11 protein-coding genes are annotated in these 17485 nt (G+C 68.9%); 2 read left to right on the top strand and 9 right to left on the bottom strand.

Annotation, left to right across the window (positions count from 1 at the left end; translation table 11 throughout):
• Window positions 1-18: 18 nt before the first annotated feature.
• The 9 genes from ACE37B_RS01005 to ACE37B_RS00965 form a co-directional block, all read right to left on the bottom strand.
• Window positions 19-2106 (bottom strand): cation:proton antiporter, encoded by a 2088-nt coding sequence (locus ACE37B_RS01005; protein ID WP_409921426.1) that lies wholly within the window; start codon window positions 2104-2106, stop codon window positions 19-21.
• A 975-nt stretch (window positions 2107-3081) separates the two neighbouring features.
• Window positions 3082-4542 (bottom strand): protein adenylyltransferase SelO, encoded by a 1461-nt coding sequence (locus tag ACE37B_RS01000; RefSeq protein WP_409921425.1) that lies wholly within the window; start codon window positions 4540-4542, stop codon window positions 3082-3084.
• A gap of 39 nt (window positions 4543-4581) precedes the next feature.
• The gene (locus ACE37B_RS00995) at window positions 4582-6549 is read right to left on the bottom strand and encodes a hypothetical protein (RefSeq protein ID WP_409921424.1); all 1968 of its coding nucleotides are present in this window, start codon (window positions 6547-6549) and stop codon (window positions 4582-4584) included.
• Window positions 6542-7981 carry a methyltransferase domain-containing protein gene (locus tag ACE37B_RS00990; RefSeq protein WP_409921423.1) on the bottom strand — a complete coding sequence of 480 codons (1440 nt, stop codon included), beginning with the start codon at window positions 7979-7981 and terminating at the stop codon, window positions 6542-6544. The genes ACE37B_RS00995 and ACE37B_RS00990 overlap by 8 nt, the downstream gene beginning before the upstream one ends.
• Before the next feature lie 10 nt (window positions 7982-7991).
• The gene (locus ACE37B_RS00985) at window positions 7992-9128 is read right to left on the bottom strand and encodes a glycosyltransferase (RefSeq protein ID WP_409921422.1); all 1137 of its coding nucleotides are present in this window, start codon (window positions 9126-9128) and stop codon (window positions 7992-7994) included.
• A 13-nt stretch (window positions 9129-9141) separates the two neighbouring features.
• Window positions 9142-10914 (bottom strand): hypothetical protein, encoded by a 1773-nt coding sequence (locus ACE37B_RS00980; RefSeq protein ID WP_409921421.1) that lies wholly within the window; start codon window positions 10912-10914, stop codon window positions 9142-9144.
• Window positions 10911-12749: a hypothetical protein gene (locus ACE37B_RS00975; protein WP_409921420.1), complete on the bottom strand. Its 1839-nt coding sequence runs from the start codon at window positions 12747-12749 to the stop codon at window positions 10911-10913. The genes ACE37B_RS00980 and ACE37B_RS00975 overlap by 4 nt, the downstream gene beginning before the upstream one ends.
• A gap of 11 nt (window positions 12750-12760) precedes the next feature.
• Window positions 12761-13489, bottom strand: coding sequence for a polyprenol monophosphomannose synthase (locus tag ACE37B_RS00970; protein WP_409921419.1), 729 nt, complete (start codon window positions 13487-13489; stop codon window positions 12761-12763).
• A gap of 13 nt (window positions 13490-13502) precedes the next feature.
• On the bottom strand, window positions 13503-14669 hold the full coding sequence (locus ACE37B_RS00965; RefSeq protein ID WP_409921418.1) for a glycosyltransferase family 4 protein: 1167 nt from the start codon (window positions 14667-14669) through the stop codon (window positions 13503-13505).
• A gap of 76 nt (window positions 14670-14745) precedes the next feature.
• On the opposite strand from ACE37B_RS00965, the gene ACE37B_RS00960 reads away from it, so the two are divergent.
• Entirely contained in the window at window positions 14746-16569 is a 1824-nt protein-coding gene (locus ACE37B_RS00960; protein ID WP_409921417.1) for a hypothetical protein, read from the top strand.
• A gap of 11 nt (window positions 16570-16580) precedes the next feature.
• Window positions 16581-17477 (top strand): hypothetical protein, encoded by an 897-nt coding sequence (locus ACE37B_RS00955; protein ID WP_409921416.1) that lies wholly within the window; start codon window positions 16581-16583, stop codon window positions 17475-17477.
• Window positions 17478-17485 lie beyond the last annotated feature (8 nt).

Here is a 17485-nt window from a genome sequence, read left to right as displayed (position 1 = left end):
GTCCGCGCCGTGCGCGGCTCAGTGGTCGCGACTCGGGAGACCCATGAGCTGTCGAGGGCGAGGGCCGAGCGAGGTCCGCATCCGTCCGGGGCCGCCGACGACGACGAGTGACACGGGGTCGAGAGCGCTGCGAAGGCGTTGACGTTCGAGCACTCCGGCATCGACGACGACGTGGGTGGGCACCACGACGAGGTCGGTGGGCGCCAGCCGCTCCAGCACCTCGCCTGTTCCCGGCGTGTACGGGGCGACGGCCGCCTGCGGGAACAACTGTGCGCTCGAGTCGAGCGACGCCGGGTCGGAGAACACGATGACCGGGCCGGACAGGTCGCGTCCGAGTCGGGTGACCAGGTCGGCCACGAGTTCGACGTCGCGTCGTCGCGCTGCGTCGATGGAGTCACGCCCGGTGACGACGACGATTCGGGTCCAGCGATGGTCGGTGAGCCACGCGGCCACGCACGGCACGGTCGAGTCGGCGCCCACGATGTCGAGCTCGCTCGCCACCGGGCGGTTGATGACCCGACCGAGGTCGTTGATAGCGAGCAAGAGCATCGACCCCTGCACCTCTCGTGACAGCGACAGCGCCGCCGCGTGCATCGAATCGGCGACTCGTCGGACGGCGAGGGTGTCGTGGCCGAGGTGGGTGAGTTCCTGGGTCAAGGCGCTGAGTCGATCGTCGCCCGGCTGCTGACCGACCGCTTCGGCGAACGGCGTGATGAGCCCGTTGTCGCCGAGCGCGATCGCCGACGCCAGACGCGCCATGTTGCCGGCGGTCGGAACGGGTCCGGCCCGAACGATGACGTGCTCCCCGAGTGCGCCGTCGCCGGTCTCCGGCTGCGGCATCTTCTTGGCGGCCAGTCGGGTGCCGAACGACGTGATGAGCACGGTGGCGACGACGGTCACGACCGCGGCGTTCAAGATCTCCTGATCGAACAGACCCGTCGCGACGCCGACCTGTGCGATCGCCAACGTCGCTGCCGCCTGGCCGATCGTGAGCGTCGCCATGATCGCGATCTCGGCGCGAGCGAACCCGAAGCGGAGTCCGGCGATCACCGCCGGCAGTGTCTTGCCGACCACCACCAGCCCGGTGAACAGTGCCGCCTTCGCGAGGGTCGCAGGTTCCACGACCGCCGCCGGGTCGATCGACAACCCGACCGACACCAGGAACGCAGGCACGAGCAGCGAGTTGCCGACGAACTCGACCCGCTCCATGAGTTCGCTCTTGCTCGGCACCGAGGAGTTCATCCCGATGCCGGCGAGGAACGCACCGACGAGACCTTCCACGCCGCCGAGCAGACCGACGGTCGCACCGGCGGCCATGCCTCCGAGCAGCCACACGTAGCGTTGGGTGCGCGAGTGCAGGACGTGCGCGAACATCCACCGGGTCGCTCGTGGGAGCAGTACCACGCAGAACACCACCACGAGCACGAGCGCTGCCCAGAGTGGCAGTGCCGGTGTCGGCTCGGACGAGCGGGTGCCGGGCTCGTCGGCGATCGCGGCCGACGAGGCTGCCACGGCCAACACGACGAGCGCCAAGACGTCGGTGATGACCGTCGCAGCCACCGCCGACGACACGGCCCGGTTGCGGTCGAGGCCGGCCGCCTTGGCCTCCGGGTACGCCACGACCGTGTGCGACGCCCACATCGCGCCGACGAGCGCCGACGCACTGAGACCGAAGTCGAGCACGAAACGGCCGACGAGGAAGCTCAGCGTGAACGGGATGACGAAGGTGAGGAGCCCGAACGTGATCGCCGCGGTGCGGTTCGCCGCGAACGTCTTGAGGTCGAGCTCGACGCCGGCGGTGAACATCAGATACAACAAGCCCGCCACGCCGACCGTCGCGACGAAGCCGTCGATGCGCAGCCATTCGAGCACGTTGGGTCCGAGGAGCATGCCCACGGCGATCAGCCCGATCAGTCCGGGAACCCTGACTCGCTCCGCCAGAATCGGCCCGATCAGCACGCACGAAGCCAGCAACAAGAGGCCCATTTCGACGCTGTACAAGACCTCGGTGGCGAGCATCGAGAGATCATGCCCGATCCGGTCGACTCGCCGCGCACCGATCCGTGAACCGTTGTGGGGCCAGCGGCCGACAGAGAGGTCATGCATGTCATCGACGGTCTCCGGCGGCTCTGGTTCGTGTTGCTCTGCACGGCGATAGTCGGGGTGGGTTCCGAGCGCATGTTCTGGTATTGGTCGCCTGCCCCGCTCGACCATCTGGTCGTGATGTCGGTCTATGCGCCGGCTGTGGCGGGCACGCTCTGGCTGATCGATCGCTATCGAGTGAGCGACCGGTGGGGGTTGCTTCTCGTCGCCCCGGTCGTCGGGCTGCTCGTCGAGGGTGTGATCACCCCGGTGGTGTACACCGGCGGGCCGTTCGTGCCGTTTTTCCCCGTGTGGTTCGGTGCGTGGCACGGGGTGCTCAGCGTCATCGTGTTGCTGGTCGGCGTTCGTTCGTGGCTCCTGGCGGGCCGGTGGCGAACGTTGCTCGTCGCAATGGTCGGGTTGGGCGTGTTCTGGGGAACGTGGTCGACGACGATGTGGCTGCCAGAGAACCTCGATGACCCCGAGCTGATCGCCGATCACGGCGGACCACTCCAGCTGCTCGACCCGAGCGAGTTCGCGCTCTATGCCCTCTGGGTGTCGGCGGTGCTGGCCGGGGCACACCTGCTCCTCGGTCGAGGCGGATGGATGTCGGCCTTCGAGCCAGCTCGGGTCGTTCGCGCGATCTGGCTGCTCGCCACGGCAGCGATCGTCGTCGCGTGGACCGTCGCGATCCCGTGGGCTGCGCCGATGTTCGTCGCGTACTTCGCCCTGCAGCGCTGGGGCCTCCGCCGCTCGGTCGCGACCGGATTCCGACCGTCGGTACTGCAACGACTCGACGGGCGGGTGGCGCTCCGGTCGCTGTGGCCGATGGCGGCGCTCCCGCTGAGCGCTACCTCGACCTACGCGGCGTGGTGGGCGATCGACGTGCCGCACACAGTCGTGCGGGGAGCGTTCATGTACGGCGTGATCGCGGTCCAGACCGCAGTGGGTGGCGTGCTGTTCGTGATGGCGTTGCACCGGGCGCGAGGCGCCCAGCGTTCAGGTGCCGCAGAACGTCCGGTACCGCCCGCTGTCGTCGGGGTTGGCGACGGCGTAGCGATCGAGGCCGTCGCGACGGGTGAAGGGGTCCGCGAGCACGCCGGCGAGCTGCTCGAACGGGGCGAGGTCACCTGACATCGCCGCCTGCAACGCCTCTTCGACCAGGTGGTTGCGAGGGATGTAGATCGGGTTGACCGAGTCGAGGCGAGTCGATGCCGTCGGGTCGTCGGCGACCAGCGGCAACCATCGGTCGAGCCAGGCGTCGATGCCGGCGAGGTCGACGAACAGCCGGCGAGTGGTCTCGCGGTCGCCCGCCGCGGCGGCCGACAGCGATCGGAAACACGACGTCCAGTCGACGTGATCGGCGTGCATCAACGTGAGCAGGTCGGCGACGAGACGCGCAGCGTCGGGATGATCGACATCGAGGGACAGCTTGGCCGCCATCTCCACCGCCGCGTGGTGCTCGTAGCGCTCGGGAAACGCGTGCAGCAGATCGGTCGCCAACCCGATCGCCGTGTCGAGGTCGCCGTCGATGAGCGGCAGCAGGGTCTCGGCGAGACGCGCCATGTTCCACTGGGTGATGTGCGGTTGGTTGCCGTAGGCGTAGCGACCGCCGTGGTCGATCGAGCTGAACACGGTGCTCGGTTCGTAGGCGTCCATGAACGCGCACGGGCCGTAGTCGATCGTCTCACCCGAGATGGTCACGTTGTCGGTGTTCATCACTCCGTGGATGAAGCCGAGCGACATCCAGCGGGCGACGAGTCGTGCCTGCACGTCCATGACCGCGTCGATGAACCCGAGGGCCGGGTTCGCCGTGTCGAGCACCGCCGGATGGTGACGCTGAGCTGCGTAGCGGAGCAGTCGCGGCAGCAGATCGGCACCTGCCTGCGGATCGTCGAGCGTCGCTGCGTACTGGAACGTGCCGACTCGGAGATGACTCGCGGCGAGACGCGTGAAGATCGCTCCGGGCTGCAGCGTCTCTCGCACGACCTGCTCCCCCGTCGACACGACGGCGAGCGCCCGTGTGGTCGACACGCGAAGCGCCGCCATCGCCTCGCACATCACGAACTCCCGCAGCATCGGGCCGAGCACGGCCTTGCCGTCGCCGCCGCGGGCGAACGGCGTCCGGCCGGACCCCTTCAGGTGGACGTCGACGCGACGGCCATCGGGCGCCACGTGTTCACCGAGCAGCAAGGCCCGACCGTCGCCGAGACGGGGCGAGAACCCGCCGAACTGGTGCCCGGCGTACGCCTGCGCCAGCGGCTCGGCGCCATCGGGCACGGCGTTGCCGGCGAACACGGCCAGACCCTCGGACGAGTCGAGCGCGTCGACGTCGATGCCGATCTCGGCGGCGTAGGTTCGGTTCAGGGCGACGAGTCGCGGCTCGGGCACGGTCGCCGCCGACCAGGGTTGCCCCAACTCGGGGAGTTCACGGGCGAACGAGTTGTCGAAATCGAACACCCTCTCGACCCTAACGCTCTCGATCCCCAGGCTCACTCGTCACGACGCTGCTCGCCCGGCCAGCTTCGAGCACAGCGGTGATGGCTCGTCGACGACGGACCCGGCGACGGCGATCGGTTGGTCGGCGGCGCGGAGCAGTTCGCCGGTGAGCAGCCGTGCGTCGCCGTCGAGTTCGACGAACGTCTCGTTGGTGATCGCGTCGACGACGATGGTGTACTCGGCGGGGAGTTCCACGGCGTCGAACACGACGATCGTCGGCACGCTGATCCCCGGGCCAGCAGCGGTGATGGTCACGCTCGTCGCATCGCTGGACGGTGCGATCACGGCGTCGACGCTCCACTGGTCGGTCTCGGCGAGGCGAGTCGACGCGCCTGACGACTCGTCGATCACGCCGGTGACCGTCGAACGCCCGTCGGCACGTTCCAAGGCGACCCAGACGCCCTGTTCGGCCATGTAGACGCCAGAGCAGTCGCCGCCGAGCCCGACGAGGCCGTCGCGCGGGACGACGCCCCCGGGCTCCGCCGGTACCGTGCCGACGTCGCCGCCGCCGAAGACGGTGGCGTCGACGTCGGAGCGGAACTCGGTGAAGCCCGGCGATTTGTACTCGAGCGTCCACGTGGCGAGCGCACCGTTGACCCACGCACCCCACACGATCGCGACGACCGCGGCCCCGGTCGCGGACCGTCGAACGAGCGCACCGGCGTCGCCGACTCTGTCCGCGACGACCCACACCCCGATCGCCGCGCCGACGACGAGCGGCGGGAGCATGTCGATGAGGTAGCGGTTCGCGATGAACCCGATCAGAAAACTCGGCACCGCGCACAGCACCCCGGCTCCGACGAGGACGAGCCAGGTCGACGCTCGCCGCCGCACCAACCACGCCACGCCGAACACCGCCAAGATGACCAGCAACGTCGCGCTCACCGGTAGCGACGACGAGGGGGTGACCGTCTCGACGTCGAGCGAGCCGTAGTTCTCTGCGAGGGGGCCGTAGCGGATGCCGGGTACCAAGCGTTCGAATCGGATCGTGTCGGGCCGGAGGTACTGTGCCAGCGTCGTGGGCAGGAACCGCACGCTGAAGAAGCTGCCGCCGGTCGCTTCGAAGAACGCGGCGCGGGCCGGATCGGTCAACGACAGCACCTGTCGATCGCCTGGCACGGAGAACAAGGAACCGAATTTCGCCACGTTCACGACGCAGTACGCCGCCAACGATCCCACCGCTCCCCCGATCGGTCTCCACCCGGCGCTCCCCCGGTCACGACGTGTGCGCCACGCCAGCCCGAGGCCGATGACGCCGAGCCCGAACGCGATGCCCAACCCGATCGGCGCTCTCGTCATCGTGGCGGCGACGATGGCAGCGATCGCCCACTGCAGCGTCCGGCCGTCGTCGAAGCCGCTCGCCGCCCATTCGGCCAGCAACGTCAACGACACGACCGCCAAGGCGAACGCCCAGATCTCGGTCTCGTGGTACACCGTGATCCAGCCGGCTGCGAAGAAGGCGGGCGAGAACAACACTGCTGCGACGACCACCAGTTGCGGGCCGCGACCGGGCGTCGCGTGGTCGCGATTCATCGCCCACACGGCATATCCGGCGCGAGCGAGACGAGCGGTCCACCGGCCGAGCACGACGAGGGCGACGAGCATCGAGAAGCGAACCAGCCGACCGACGAACACCTCACCGAAGATCGCCAGCGGGACTCGAAGGATCGCCAGGAACGGCCCGTAGTACAGGTACGTCTTGCCGTCGATGAGGAAACCCTCAGGGCCGGGTACCTCCGGGCGCACGGCGAGGCGTCCGCGCAGGAACGAACGCGCCTGCTCGTCGTAGAAGTCGGCGCTGAACCCGGCTCGGTCGAACAGATCCCACGGCCGCCACGACGTCGAGAGCAACCAGAACAGCGCCACGGCGAGGGCGATGAGCGCCCAGATCGCTGCGTCGTCGCTCCAGGTTCTCGGGTGCCACGCCGGACGGGGGCGGGCTCCGGCCGCTTCGGAACGGTCAGGCATTCGCGAGGGGGATCGCGTCGATCGAGTGCGGTGCAGCTTCGAGGCGGACCACGAACTGATACGCGAACATCGTCGGCCACAACCGGGTGATCAGCCGATCGACGGCGCCGGCACTGCGCCCGATCACGCCGTCGACGCCCAACACGTCGAGCGGGAGCCCGGCGTAACGCTCCGCAGTGGTGGTCAGCCCCGTGTGGGCGACCGTGCGCCGGAAGCTGCGGCGAGTGAAGAATCGCATGTGGGTGCGGTCGAGGATCCCGCGCTGGTCGTAGTCGAACAATCCCGCTGCGGTTCGGGCTCGCGGGTACCAGTGTCCGAAGTTGGGAACGCTGGCGAGGATCATGCCGCTCGGCTCCATCCGGCCGGCGAGATCGGCCAGGAGCGCATCGGGATCGCGAACGTGCTCGATGACGTCGGCGGCGATGATCACGTCGAAGCCGTCACCGACCTCGTCGGGCAGTCCGCCTTCGACGTCGGCCTCGAAGAACCGGTCGGTTCGGTCGCTCACACCGTCGGTGGTCGTGATGTCGACGCCCGTGACGTGATGACCGCGGCGACGCAGTTCGGCGGCGACCCATCCCGGGCCGCAGCCGACATCGAGGATGCGCAGCGGCCGGCCGTCCGGTACGAGTTCGAGCACGATGCCGTGCGAGCTGTTCGGCGACGGTTTGTACTCGTAGGCCTCGCGCTTGTGGCCGAGTTCACCGCGTCCGAACCCGGCCTCACCCAGCCGGTGGCGGATCGTGTCGACCATGATGTCCTTGGCGTAGGCGATGCCGTTGACCCGCGAGATCTCGTCGCCGTAGTAGGTCGGGATCGGCACCTCCACGATCCGCTTGTCGGCGCCGAGCAGCTGGAGGATGATCTCGGTGTCGAAGTCGAAGTCGTCGCTGTTGCCGACGAAGTCGAGATCGGCCAACGCGGCGGTGCGATACGCACGGTAGCCCGAATGCCACTCGCTCAGCCCGGCGCCGGTGATCGCATTCTGCGCGGTGGTGAGGATGCGGTTGCCGACGAACTTGTACATCGGCATGCCGCCCCGCCGGGCCCCGCCGCGGTCGAGCATGCGCGACCCGAACACAGCGTCGGCGTCACCGTCGAGGATCGGCGCGAGCAGGTCGGGCATCTTCTCGGGCGCGTACTGCCCATCGCCGTGGAGCAACACCACGACGTCCCATCCGTGGTCGATCGCATAGCGATACCCGGCCTTCTGGTTGCCGCCGTAACCCAGGTTGCGTTCGTGGCGGACGATCGTCAGGGGAAGCTCGCCGTTGGCGTAGCGATGCGCGACCGCGAAGGTGTCGTCGGTCGAATGATCGTCCATCACCAGCACCTCGGCGAGATCCCGACGCAGTGTCGCCGGGATGCGGTCGAGCACCCAGTGCAGCGTGGACTCGGCGTTGTACGCCACGACGAGCACACCGACCTTCATCGTTCTCGCCTCATCGATAGACCCACCTGCGCAAGAATACAAAGCGCAGCACGGCAGCAGCCGCCCACGTGAGACCGAGGACGAGCAACTCCGCGGATCGATTGCCGGCGACCGCGGCGAGCGCCAGGCTCGTGCCGAGCAACGTCAGCGCGAACACGACGAGCGTGGACGCCAGCCGCCACGTGCGGTCCTGGTCGCTGCGGCGTCGGAACGTCCAGCGTCGGTTCGCCCAGTTGTTGCCGAGCGCGGTCGCGGTCACGCCGACCACGTTCGCCCACACCGCGCCGATCTCGTCGCGCAGCGCGAGGAAGATGCCGAGGCTGATCAGCGTCGAGACGAGTCCGATGACGCCGAAGGTGACGGTCTGGCGGCCGAAGTCGTCGGCGAGCGGCTGACGCTCCAGCGGTCCGAGGTCGACGTGCGCCGTGCCGCGAGCGAACCGGCCGACCATGCGGCGCACGCCACGCAGATCCTCCATCGCGGTCGAACGCACGTCGACGCGGCTGTCGGGGTCGTCGACCCAGTCGACCGGCACCTCGTGGACGCGCAGGCCGTTGTGTTCGGCGAGCAGCAGCAACTCGGTGTCGAAGAACCAGGCTTCGTCCTCGATGGCGGGCAGCAGCGCACGCGCCACGTCGGCCCGCACCGCCTTGAACCCGCACTGGGCGTCTCGGAAGCGCACGGCGAACACGAGTCGCAGCAACACGTTGTAGCAACGCGAGATCAGCTCGCGCTTGGGACCACGAGCGACGACCGAACCCGACGACAGGCGCGACCCGACCGAGACGTCGGAGTGACCCGTCACCAGCGGGGCCACCAGCGGGAGCAGCCCGGTCAGACCGCTGGACAGGTCGACGTCGGTGTAGGCGACCACGTCGGCGTCCGACGCGAGCCACGCGGCGCGCAGCGCTCGACCTCGGCCCTTCTGATCGAGGTGGAGGTGGCTGATGCGGTCATCGCCACCGGCGAGCCGCTCGGCGATGACCCCCGTGGCGTCGGTGGAGGCGTTGTTGGCGACGACGATGCGCCACTCGAACGGGAACTGGTCGTCGAGGTGCTCGACCAGTCGCGCGATGCTGCGTTCGAGGATCTGCTCCTCGTTGTACACCGGCACGACGATGTCGACCCGTCGCTGTCCGGCGCTCATTGCGCGTCTCCCCTCATTGCGTGTCTCCCGTGGCGTCGGTCGTGACGAACACGGCGACGGCACGATCGGTGACGTCGGTGAGCGAGAACGGACTCGGGTCTCCGTCGTGGAACGCCAGCCGTTCGACGCCGGCCGGCACGTCGAGCGCTGCCGAGCCGGCGCGTACGAAGACCGTCGGGCGAGTTTCGCCCGACGGCGTGACGTTCGGGTCGTTCGGGTCGGCACGACGGTCGGGACCGAGCTGGCGACCCAGCGTGGAGTCGTCGACGACCAGATCGATGCCGTTGCGGAGGAACTCGGCCATCACCGGCGCGGTGTAGGGCTCACCGAACCCGATGCCGTCGGCGTCGAAGAGCACGGATTCGATCGGGGCGCCGTCGGCGTCGCGGAGGTCGTCGAGCACGACGTCGAGCTGACGACGCAGGTCCTCGATCGAGTCGTACGTGGCGGCGAACTGTGTCGGCCCCGACTGGTTGGCGTGGCTCGGCACCGTCGCCACCAGCGCCAGGCCGGCGACGACGGCCAACGCGCCGACGCCGTACTGCCGCTGCTGCGGCGACAGTGATGCCAGCACTGCCATGGCGAGCGTGAACGTGAGGAAGGCGCCGATCGCCCAGAGCCAGCGCACCTTGTGCGGCGACAGCCCGATGATGTCGATCGGCGTGATCACCACCGTGATCGCAGCCACCGCCAGGACCGTGATGAGCGTGGCGAAGGCGAATTCGACGCGTCGGGCACCGGCTCGGCGAGCGAAGCGCCAGGCCACGATACCGGCCACCATGACCACGAGCAGCCCGAGAAGGGCCGACCCGAACGATGACAACCCGACGACGTCGATCTCGAGCCCGTCGGCGGTGACGGTCTGGGTCGAGCCGGGGATCGAGTCGTCGTACCCAGGTCGCCCCCACCACGGCGGCAGCGCGAGCACCGAAGCGAGCATCCGAACGCCGAGTGTCAGCCCCGTCGTCGTGCTCGCGACGGGCTCGAAGTCGTCGCCGCCGCCGGTTCCCGCGGTGACGACACGGCCGAGGTTGCCGCGTCCCGGCCCGAAGAACTGCTCCCACAGCGGTTGCGCCCAGAGGACGCCGATCACCGCGATCGAGAGCACGGTGGGTCGTCGTAGTTCGTGACGTCGATCCGGCCACACGCGAACGGCGGCTGCGACCGCGGCAACGCCGAGCAGGACGGGCACGATCGTCACGTAGCCGAGGTGGGTCTGCATCGCGAACGAACCGACGCCGCACGCCAGCGGGAAGAGGCGAACGTCTCCGGCCATCACCGCCCACACCGTGCACAGCAGCAGCCAGAACGGCAGGACGAGCACGTTGGGCTGCCACGGGTCGTAGAGCAGTTCGCTGCCGAGTGTCCACACGAGCCCGGCGGTGACCGCCATCGCCGTGATCGCCGCCGTCGGTCCCCCGGCGCGGCGAGCAACCCAGCCGACGGTCCACACCACGGCGATGTGCAGGGCGGCGACGGCGAACGCGATGCCGGCCGGCGCTCCGAACAGCCGAATCGGCACGGCAACCAGATCGAACAGGAGCGGCCCCGGATGGTTCACGTCGATCCCGGCTCCGACCGACGCCGACGACCAGGTGCCGAGCAGCGGGTGGTCGCCCGTGAACACGTCACGGCCCCGAATCTCGATCAGCGCGTTGTCGCTGACGGGCTGGTAGCCCCTCGCCACGCCGCGTATCGCCGAGATCGCGATGACGACGCTCGTCGCGGCCGCGAGGACGATCCAGCCGTGTCGGCGAGCCACCGCTGCCAGCTCGGTCTGGGTCATCGGGTCACACCGGGCGGACCGATGAACACGGCGGTCTGCTGGCCGAGGTCGATCATCCGACCGCTGATCGCACGAGCATCTGCACTGATGCGCAGATCGACGTTGAGTCCGAACAGGTTCGTGTCGACGTCGTCGACCAGCTCGCTCAGTCCGTTCGCTTCGAGGTCGTCGATCAGGTCATCGCGCAGCGTCTCGTACTCCGCCAACTCCTCGGCGTCGCGTGGCTCGACCGCGACGACCTCGACGACGCGTTCGTCGGCGCGCCACACGTCGACGAAACCGCCCGTTGCGAAGATGACTTCGGCGGTCACGACGTCGCCGCCCACCGTGCGCTTCGGCGTCATCGGCACCGCCCAGAAGTCGTACCCGCGAGCGTCGAGCCCGGCCCGCTCGAGTTCGCTGACCAAACCGAACGCCTGACTGCCGAAGAAGTAGGCGTCGTCCCATTCCACGACGTAGACCCCGTCAGGGCCGGTTGCCGCTCCGACCCCCGCTTCGAGCGCAGCCACGGTCGGCCCGACGAGCTCGCCGAGTGTGTCGCCGAGATGCTCTTCGGCGTGGTCGGTCGACGGCGCGACCACGATCATGCTGAGCGTCGCGACCGACGCAACGACCGACGCGACGATCGTCAGTCGCCTCGGCGCGACCGCCTCGGCGGCCTCGGGTCGTTCACGACGCCACCAGGTGATCGCCGTCCACGCGACGGCCACCAGGAGCAGCGCCGTGGTCGTCCACGCCCACAGGGTCAGGTAGAACCAGCGCAGGCCGAAGATCCGTGACATCGAGAGCCACGACAACATCAACGTGAGCCCGATCACCGCGTGTAGCCGTACGAGCGGCGCGTGGTCGAGGCGCCGAGCCACGACCACCGCCACGATCCACGCGGCGAGCACGACGACGCCGGCCCAGATCGGCCCGTCCGGATCGAATCCTTCGGTGAGGAACCGTTCGTCGCCCCAGAGCTGCGCGACGAACCCGCCGATGACGTCGAGATGGCGCAGCAGCAACCGGAAGCCGGACACGAAGCCGATCGGGTCGTCGGAGGGGGCGCCGAAGTGGTCCAGGAGCCGGGTGATGTTGCCGGGATCGCGTCGGACCTGATCGACCAAGGGCGGCAACCAGAGCGCGCCGAACGCGCCGACGGTGGCGATGATCGCTACGCCGGTCGCTCGACGGTGAGGGTTCGCCGGGCCTCGCCACCAGCGGGCGAGGACCACCGCGACGGCGGCGAGGCCGAGTCCTCCGGCCATCAACAGATACGGAATGTGGGTCTGAGCGGCGAACGACGCGGCGAACACCAGGGGCAGCAACATGAGGTGATCGCCGCAGAACACCGACCACGTCGCGAGCAGGATGACGAGCCAGGCGAGCAGCGGGAGGTAGGGATTCCACGGCTGGAGCAGCGTGGTCAAGCCGTAGCCGCGGATCACGACGGCCACGACGGCCGCAGTCGTGGCGACGCCGACCCAGCCGAGACGGCGGTGACCGATCCACATCGCCAGCGAGATCCAGGTCAACTGCAGCGACAACGTCGCTGCCTCCATCGCCCACGCCGAACTCCCGAAGGCCCGATAGCCGGGAGCGAGCATCCAGAAGCTCAACGGACCGGGATGGCTTCCCTGCTCGGGTAGGTCTCCGATACGGCCCGGCAAACCGATCAGCGGGGTCTGGCGCCCGCCCACGTCGCGCAGGCGGAACTCGGTCATGGCGAGATCGAGGACCGGGTAGAAGCGGCGCCCGGCGAGCGCGATCACGGCGACGATCAATGGCAGCGCCACGCCGATCACGACGAGTGCGCCTCGACGCCAACCGGTCGACGGTGCGCGCTCGGCCATCACGATCGAGATCAGCGCCGACCGACGAGACGGCGGAACCGATCGCCGAGCCCCCATCGGGTGACGAGCACCATCGACTCGACGATGATCCGGCCGGACATCTTCGACTTCCCGGCGGTTCGATCGCGGAAGATGATCGGCGTCTCGACGATCGCTGCGCCTCGGTCGGACAGGCGGCGGACGAGTTCGGTCATGAACGCGTAGCCCTCGGCGGATGTCGACGTCGGGTCGATTGCCGCCAACGACGTCGCTCGATACGCGCGGTAGCCGCCGGTGCAGTCTCGTGGGGCGACGCCGAGGATCGCTCGGGTGTAGGCGTTGCCCCATTTCGACAGCAGTTGGCGGCGGATCGGCCAGTCGGTCGTGCCGCCACCGGTGACGTAGCGCGACCCGATCGCGAGATCGGCGCCGTCGGCGACGAGTTCGAGCAGATCGGGGATGCGCTCCGGGTCGTGCGACATGTCGGCGTCCATCGTGATGACGACGTCGTAGTCGGCGGCGAGCACCGCAGCGAAGCCGTCGCGGTAGGCGCTGCCCAGCCCTCGCTTGCCGGGCCGAGGGAGCAGCGAGATGCGACCGAGTTCGTCAGCGAGCTCGGCGACGATCTCTCCTGTGCCGTCGGGACTGTCGTCGTCGACGACGAGCACGTCGGTCAGGGGCGCGGCCTTGCGCACCTTGCGGAGGAACCGCTCGATGTTTGCTGCTTCGTTGTACGTCGGAAGCACGACCACGCTGCGCATGCGGCCCGTGATCCTAGCCGTCACCGGTGACGGCACGGTGCAGTTGTCCGAGCACTCCCGCCGCCGTCGCGTCCCAGGTCATCTGGCGCACCCGGGCCTCGGCAGCCGTTGCCAGACGACGGCGGAGCACATCGTCGGTCAACACCTCGACGAGTGCTGCACCGAGTCGCTCCGGCGCGGCGAGCACCCCGGTGATGCCGTCGACGACGCTGCTGCGATGACCTCGGATGTCGGTCGCCACCGCCGGCGTACCGCAACCGGCGCCCTCGGTGAGGCTGAGGCCCCAGCCTTCGGCGAGCGAGGCGCTCGACACGACCCAGGCACGCTGGTACAACGCGACGAGGTCCTCGTGGGCGACTCGACCGGCGAAGGTGATCCAGTCGGCAGCGCCGAGCCGAGCGACCTCGGCGTCGAGGCGCGCTCGTTCGGGCCCGTCACCGACGATCGTCAACGTCAGCGTCGGCACCTCGGCACGCGCCTGCGCCGCGGCTTCGATCAGCAACTCGAATCGCTTGACGGGGGCCAGCCGCGCCACGGCGACGATCGAGGGATGGTCGGTCTTGACGCCGCCCGGCACGAAACGCGGGTCGGTGCCGTTGGGGATCGCCACGGTGCGATCGGGTCGGAACCCGATCTCGAGGAGTTCTTCGCGTGTGGCATCGGACGGGGTGACGGTGAGCCCGCGCCGGTAGAAGGGCGGGGCGAGCTTGGTCTCGAGCGCTCGACCGAACGCCGCCAGCGGACCGGGCAGGATCTGGTCCCACATCGGACCGTGAACGTGATGCAAGAAGGTGATCCTCGGGCGCCGACACCAGACCGGTGACATCCAGGGCACGCCGTTCCAGATCTCGACGAGCGCATCGAAGCGTCCCATCCGTCCGGTGACCTCCGCGGCGATCGCACGCGGGAACACGCTGTAGCGACTCCCCCGCCGGATCACCCGGTAGCCGTTGCGTTCGGCGACGGCGGGTTGGCCCATCGCGTGGGACGTGCGATGGGTGACCTCGAGTCCGGCGGCCGCCCACCGGCGCATGCACTCGTCGGCGTGGACCTCGGAGCCGCCGCCGTCGGGATCGTCGAGATCGCGCCACGCGAGGACGTGGAGACGTCGCACGCCCTGTGCACGCAGATCGTGGGCGATCCGGTCCAGGTCGGCGAGGGGGTCTGCTGCGCCGGTCATCGACGCGACGATACGCCCACGGGTGCGTGTCGACGCGGAACCGGGCGACGCCGCTGCCTGAGTACGCTCGGGGCGCTTGAACGACGACGCCGACCTCCTGACCGCCGACCCCGACGACTCCCTCCTCGACGCCGAAGGTGACGAGTCGTCGTCGGTGCCGTTCGTCCTGGGTGGCCCGGTGCGGTGGGATCCGCGCGCGTGGCATCGCGGCAACGTCGTCGCGACCGTGCTCGTCGCCGTCTTCGCGGCGCTCCCGGTCCGGGGTCTGTATCGCGCACCGGGATCGTCGATGGAGGAAGGCTTCATGCTCGTCTTCCCGCGGATGGTGCTCGACGGCAAGGTTCCCAACGTCGACTTCCTGCATCTGTACGGACCCGGCTCATTGCACGCACTCGCCGGGTGGTACGCCGTCGTCGGCGAGACGTTGGAGACCCAGCGCACGTTCGGACTCCTCCAGAATCTGGCGATCATCTTCGCTCTGGTGACGTTGGTGCGGCCTTGGGGACGCACTGTGACGGTAGCTGCCGGCGTCGTCGCCTCGCTGCTGGTGATGACGCCGATCGGGTTGGCGGCGCTGGCCTGGCACGGCGCCGTTGCCCTGGCGCTGTGGGGTCTCGTGTTCGCGATCCGTGCACGGCAGAACGGCTCGCGGCGTTCGTGGGCGGCGGCGGGCGTCCTCGGAGGCATGGCGATGTCGTTCCGGCCTGACATCGTGATCGCCGTCTCGCTCGCGTTGCTCGCCGTCGGGTGGGTCCACCGACGAGCCGCATTCCGACCGGTGCTGCTCGGCGGCATCGCCGGTTTGCTACCGATGTGGATCCATCTCGCCGTCGCCGGTCCGGTCGCGACGTTCAAGGGGATCGTGATCGACCCGGTCGTCAACCTTCGCCCCGGCCGTGAACTGCCATCGCCGCCGTCGTTCGGTGAGATCGACGGCGCACTCCAAGCGATCGCCGAGGCGGTTCCACCCTGGTACCCGCTGCCGGCCCCGGCCGCCAACCATCAGCTGTTCTTCTGGTTCTTCGCGGTCATCATCGTGGCTGCGGCGGTGCCGTTCGTGGCCTGGCGGCTCCGGCGCGGTCTGGCCACGCCACGGACCGATCTGTTGTTCGTCGTCGGGATCTTCGGTCTCGGCATCCTGCCGCAAGCGATGCAGCGGCCGGATTCGACGCATCTGGCCTGGGTGGCGATGGTGTCGTGGCCGCTGGCGGTCGCCGCGATCGCTGAGGTCGTGGATCGACGCCGGGCCCGAGGCGGTACCAGCCCGACCCCGAGTCGACGTCCGGCGCTGATCGGCACCGCTGCCGTGCTCGCACTGATGCTGGTGGTCACGCCGTTCTACACGTTCCGCTACTACGCGCTGCACACGCGGGTGGCCATCGGCGACCTGCCGTTGCCGTTCCTCGTGGAACGTGGCGACAAGCGGTTCTGGTTCGGCAACCCGGAGGTGGCGAACTCGTTGATCGCGCTGATTCCCGACCTGGAAGCCCGCAGCGAGCCAGGCGACCGGCTGATCGTCGGGACGGCCGACCTGAGTCGCACGGTGTACTCCGACGTGTCGATCTACTTCCTGTTCCCCGAGCTCGAACCGGGCACCTACTACGTCGAGATGGATCCCGGCTTGTCGGATGCGGAGGGGTCCGGACTGGCCGAGGACATCGAACAGGCGGATTTCCTCGTGCTGACGAACTTCTGGTCGGGATGGCTGGAGCCGAACACCTCGACGCGTCGACAGTCCCAGGAGCACAACCAGGCGGTCGCCGACAACTTCTGTCTCGTGCGCCAGTACGAAGACAACCTGCTGCTGTTCTTCGAGCGGTGCGCAGGTGGCGGCGGCATCAGCGGGGCCGACATCACCGGCACCTACCCGGTCGTGCCCGTGCCGGAGGAACTGTCCTGAGACGCCGTGCCGTGTTCGGGCTCGTCGCGGGTTTGATCGTCGTCGGTTGTGCCGACGGATCCACCTCGGCGCCGACGACGTCGCTCATCCCACCTGCCGCGACGACCAGCACCACGAGCACGACGACCAGCACGACGAGCACGACCACCAGCACCACGAGCAGCACGACGACGGTTCCCGCCGAGCCGTGCGTGTTGGCTCGACTGGGCGTCGAGCAACTCGTCGTGTTCGGCAACTCCACCGACAGTGACTACGTGGTCGACGGGGTCATCGAGCAGCCGGCGTGGACCGAACTGCTCCGCTCGGTCGACGACGTCGGGGTCCTCGACGGCGTCGAGATCATCAACGCAGCCGAGCCGGGCCAGACGATGGGCGACTGGGACGTGTGGGGGCCGGGGCCAGCGTTCAAGCTGTTCTTGCACATCCCCGAGGTCCTCTCCGACTGGGATGGTGACCGGTCCGAACGCACGCTCGCCGTCATCGCGCCGAGCTTCATCGACCTGCAGGTGAACGGGTACGACCCGCAACGAGCGCTCGCCGACCTGCGCCTGGCGATCGACCTGCTCGAAACCGCAGGCATCACGACGTTTGCGCTACCGATGAACTCGGTGAGCGAGACCCTCGACGGACGTTTCCCCGAACTCAATCCGGGCATCGTGGCGTTCAACGCGTTGCTCTCGGACGAGCCCGCAGTGACCGTGCTGGTCGAGCGCCCACCACTACTGGGCAGCGACGGCTCGGGCGACGACGCGCTCTTCGACGATTTCCCCGGGCACGATCTCGACGGCACCTTGCTCGGCGCCGATGGCTTCCATCCTGATCTCGACGGGCAGCGCCGCAAGGCGTCCGCCGTCGTCGACGGACTGGTCACGCTCGTCGACGACACCCTGCCCGCCGCTGCCTGCTGAGCCGTCAG

This window comes from Ilumatobacter sp., assembly GCF_046290335.1.
Lineage (GTDB): Bacteria > Actinomycetota > Acidimicrobiia > Acidimicrobiales > Ilumatobacteraceae > Ilumatobacter_A.
This window is presented reverse-complemented; position numbering and strand designations above follow the sequence as displayed.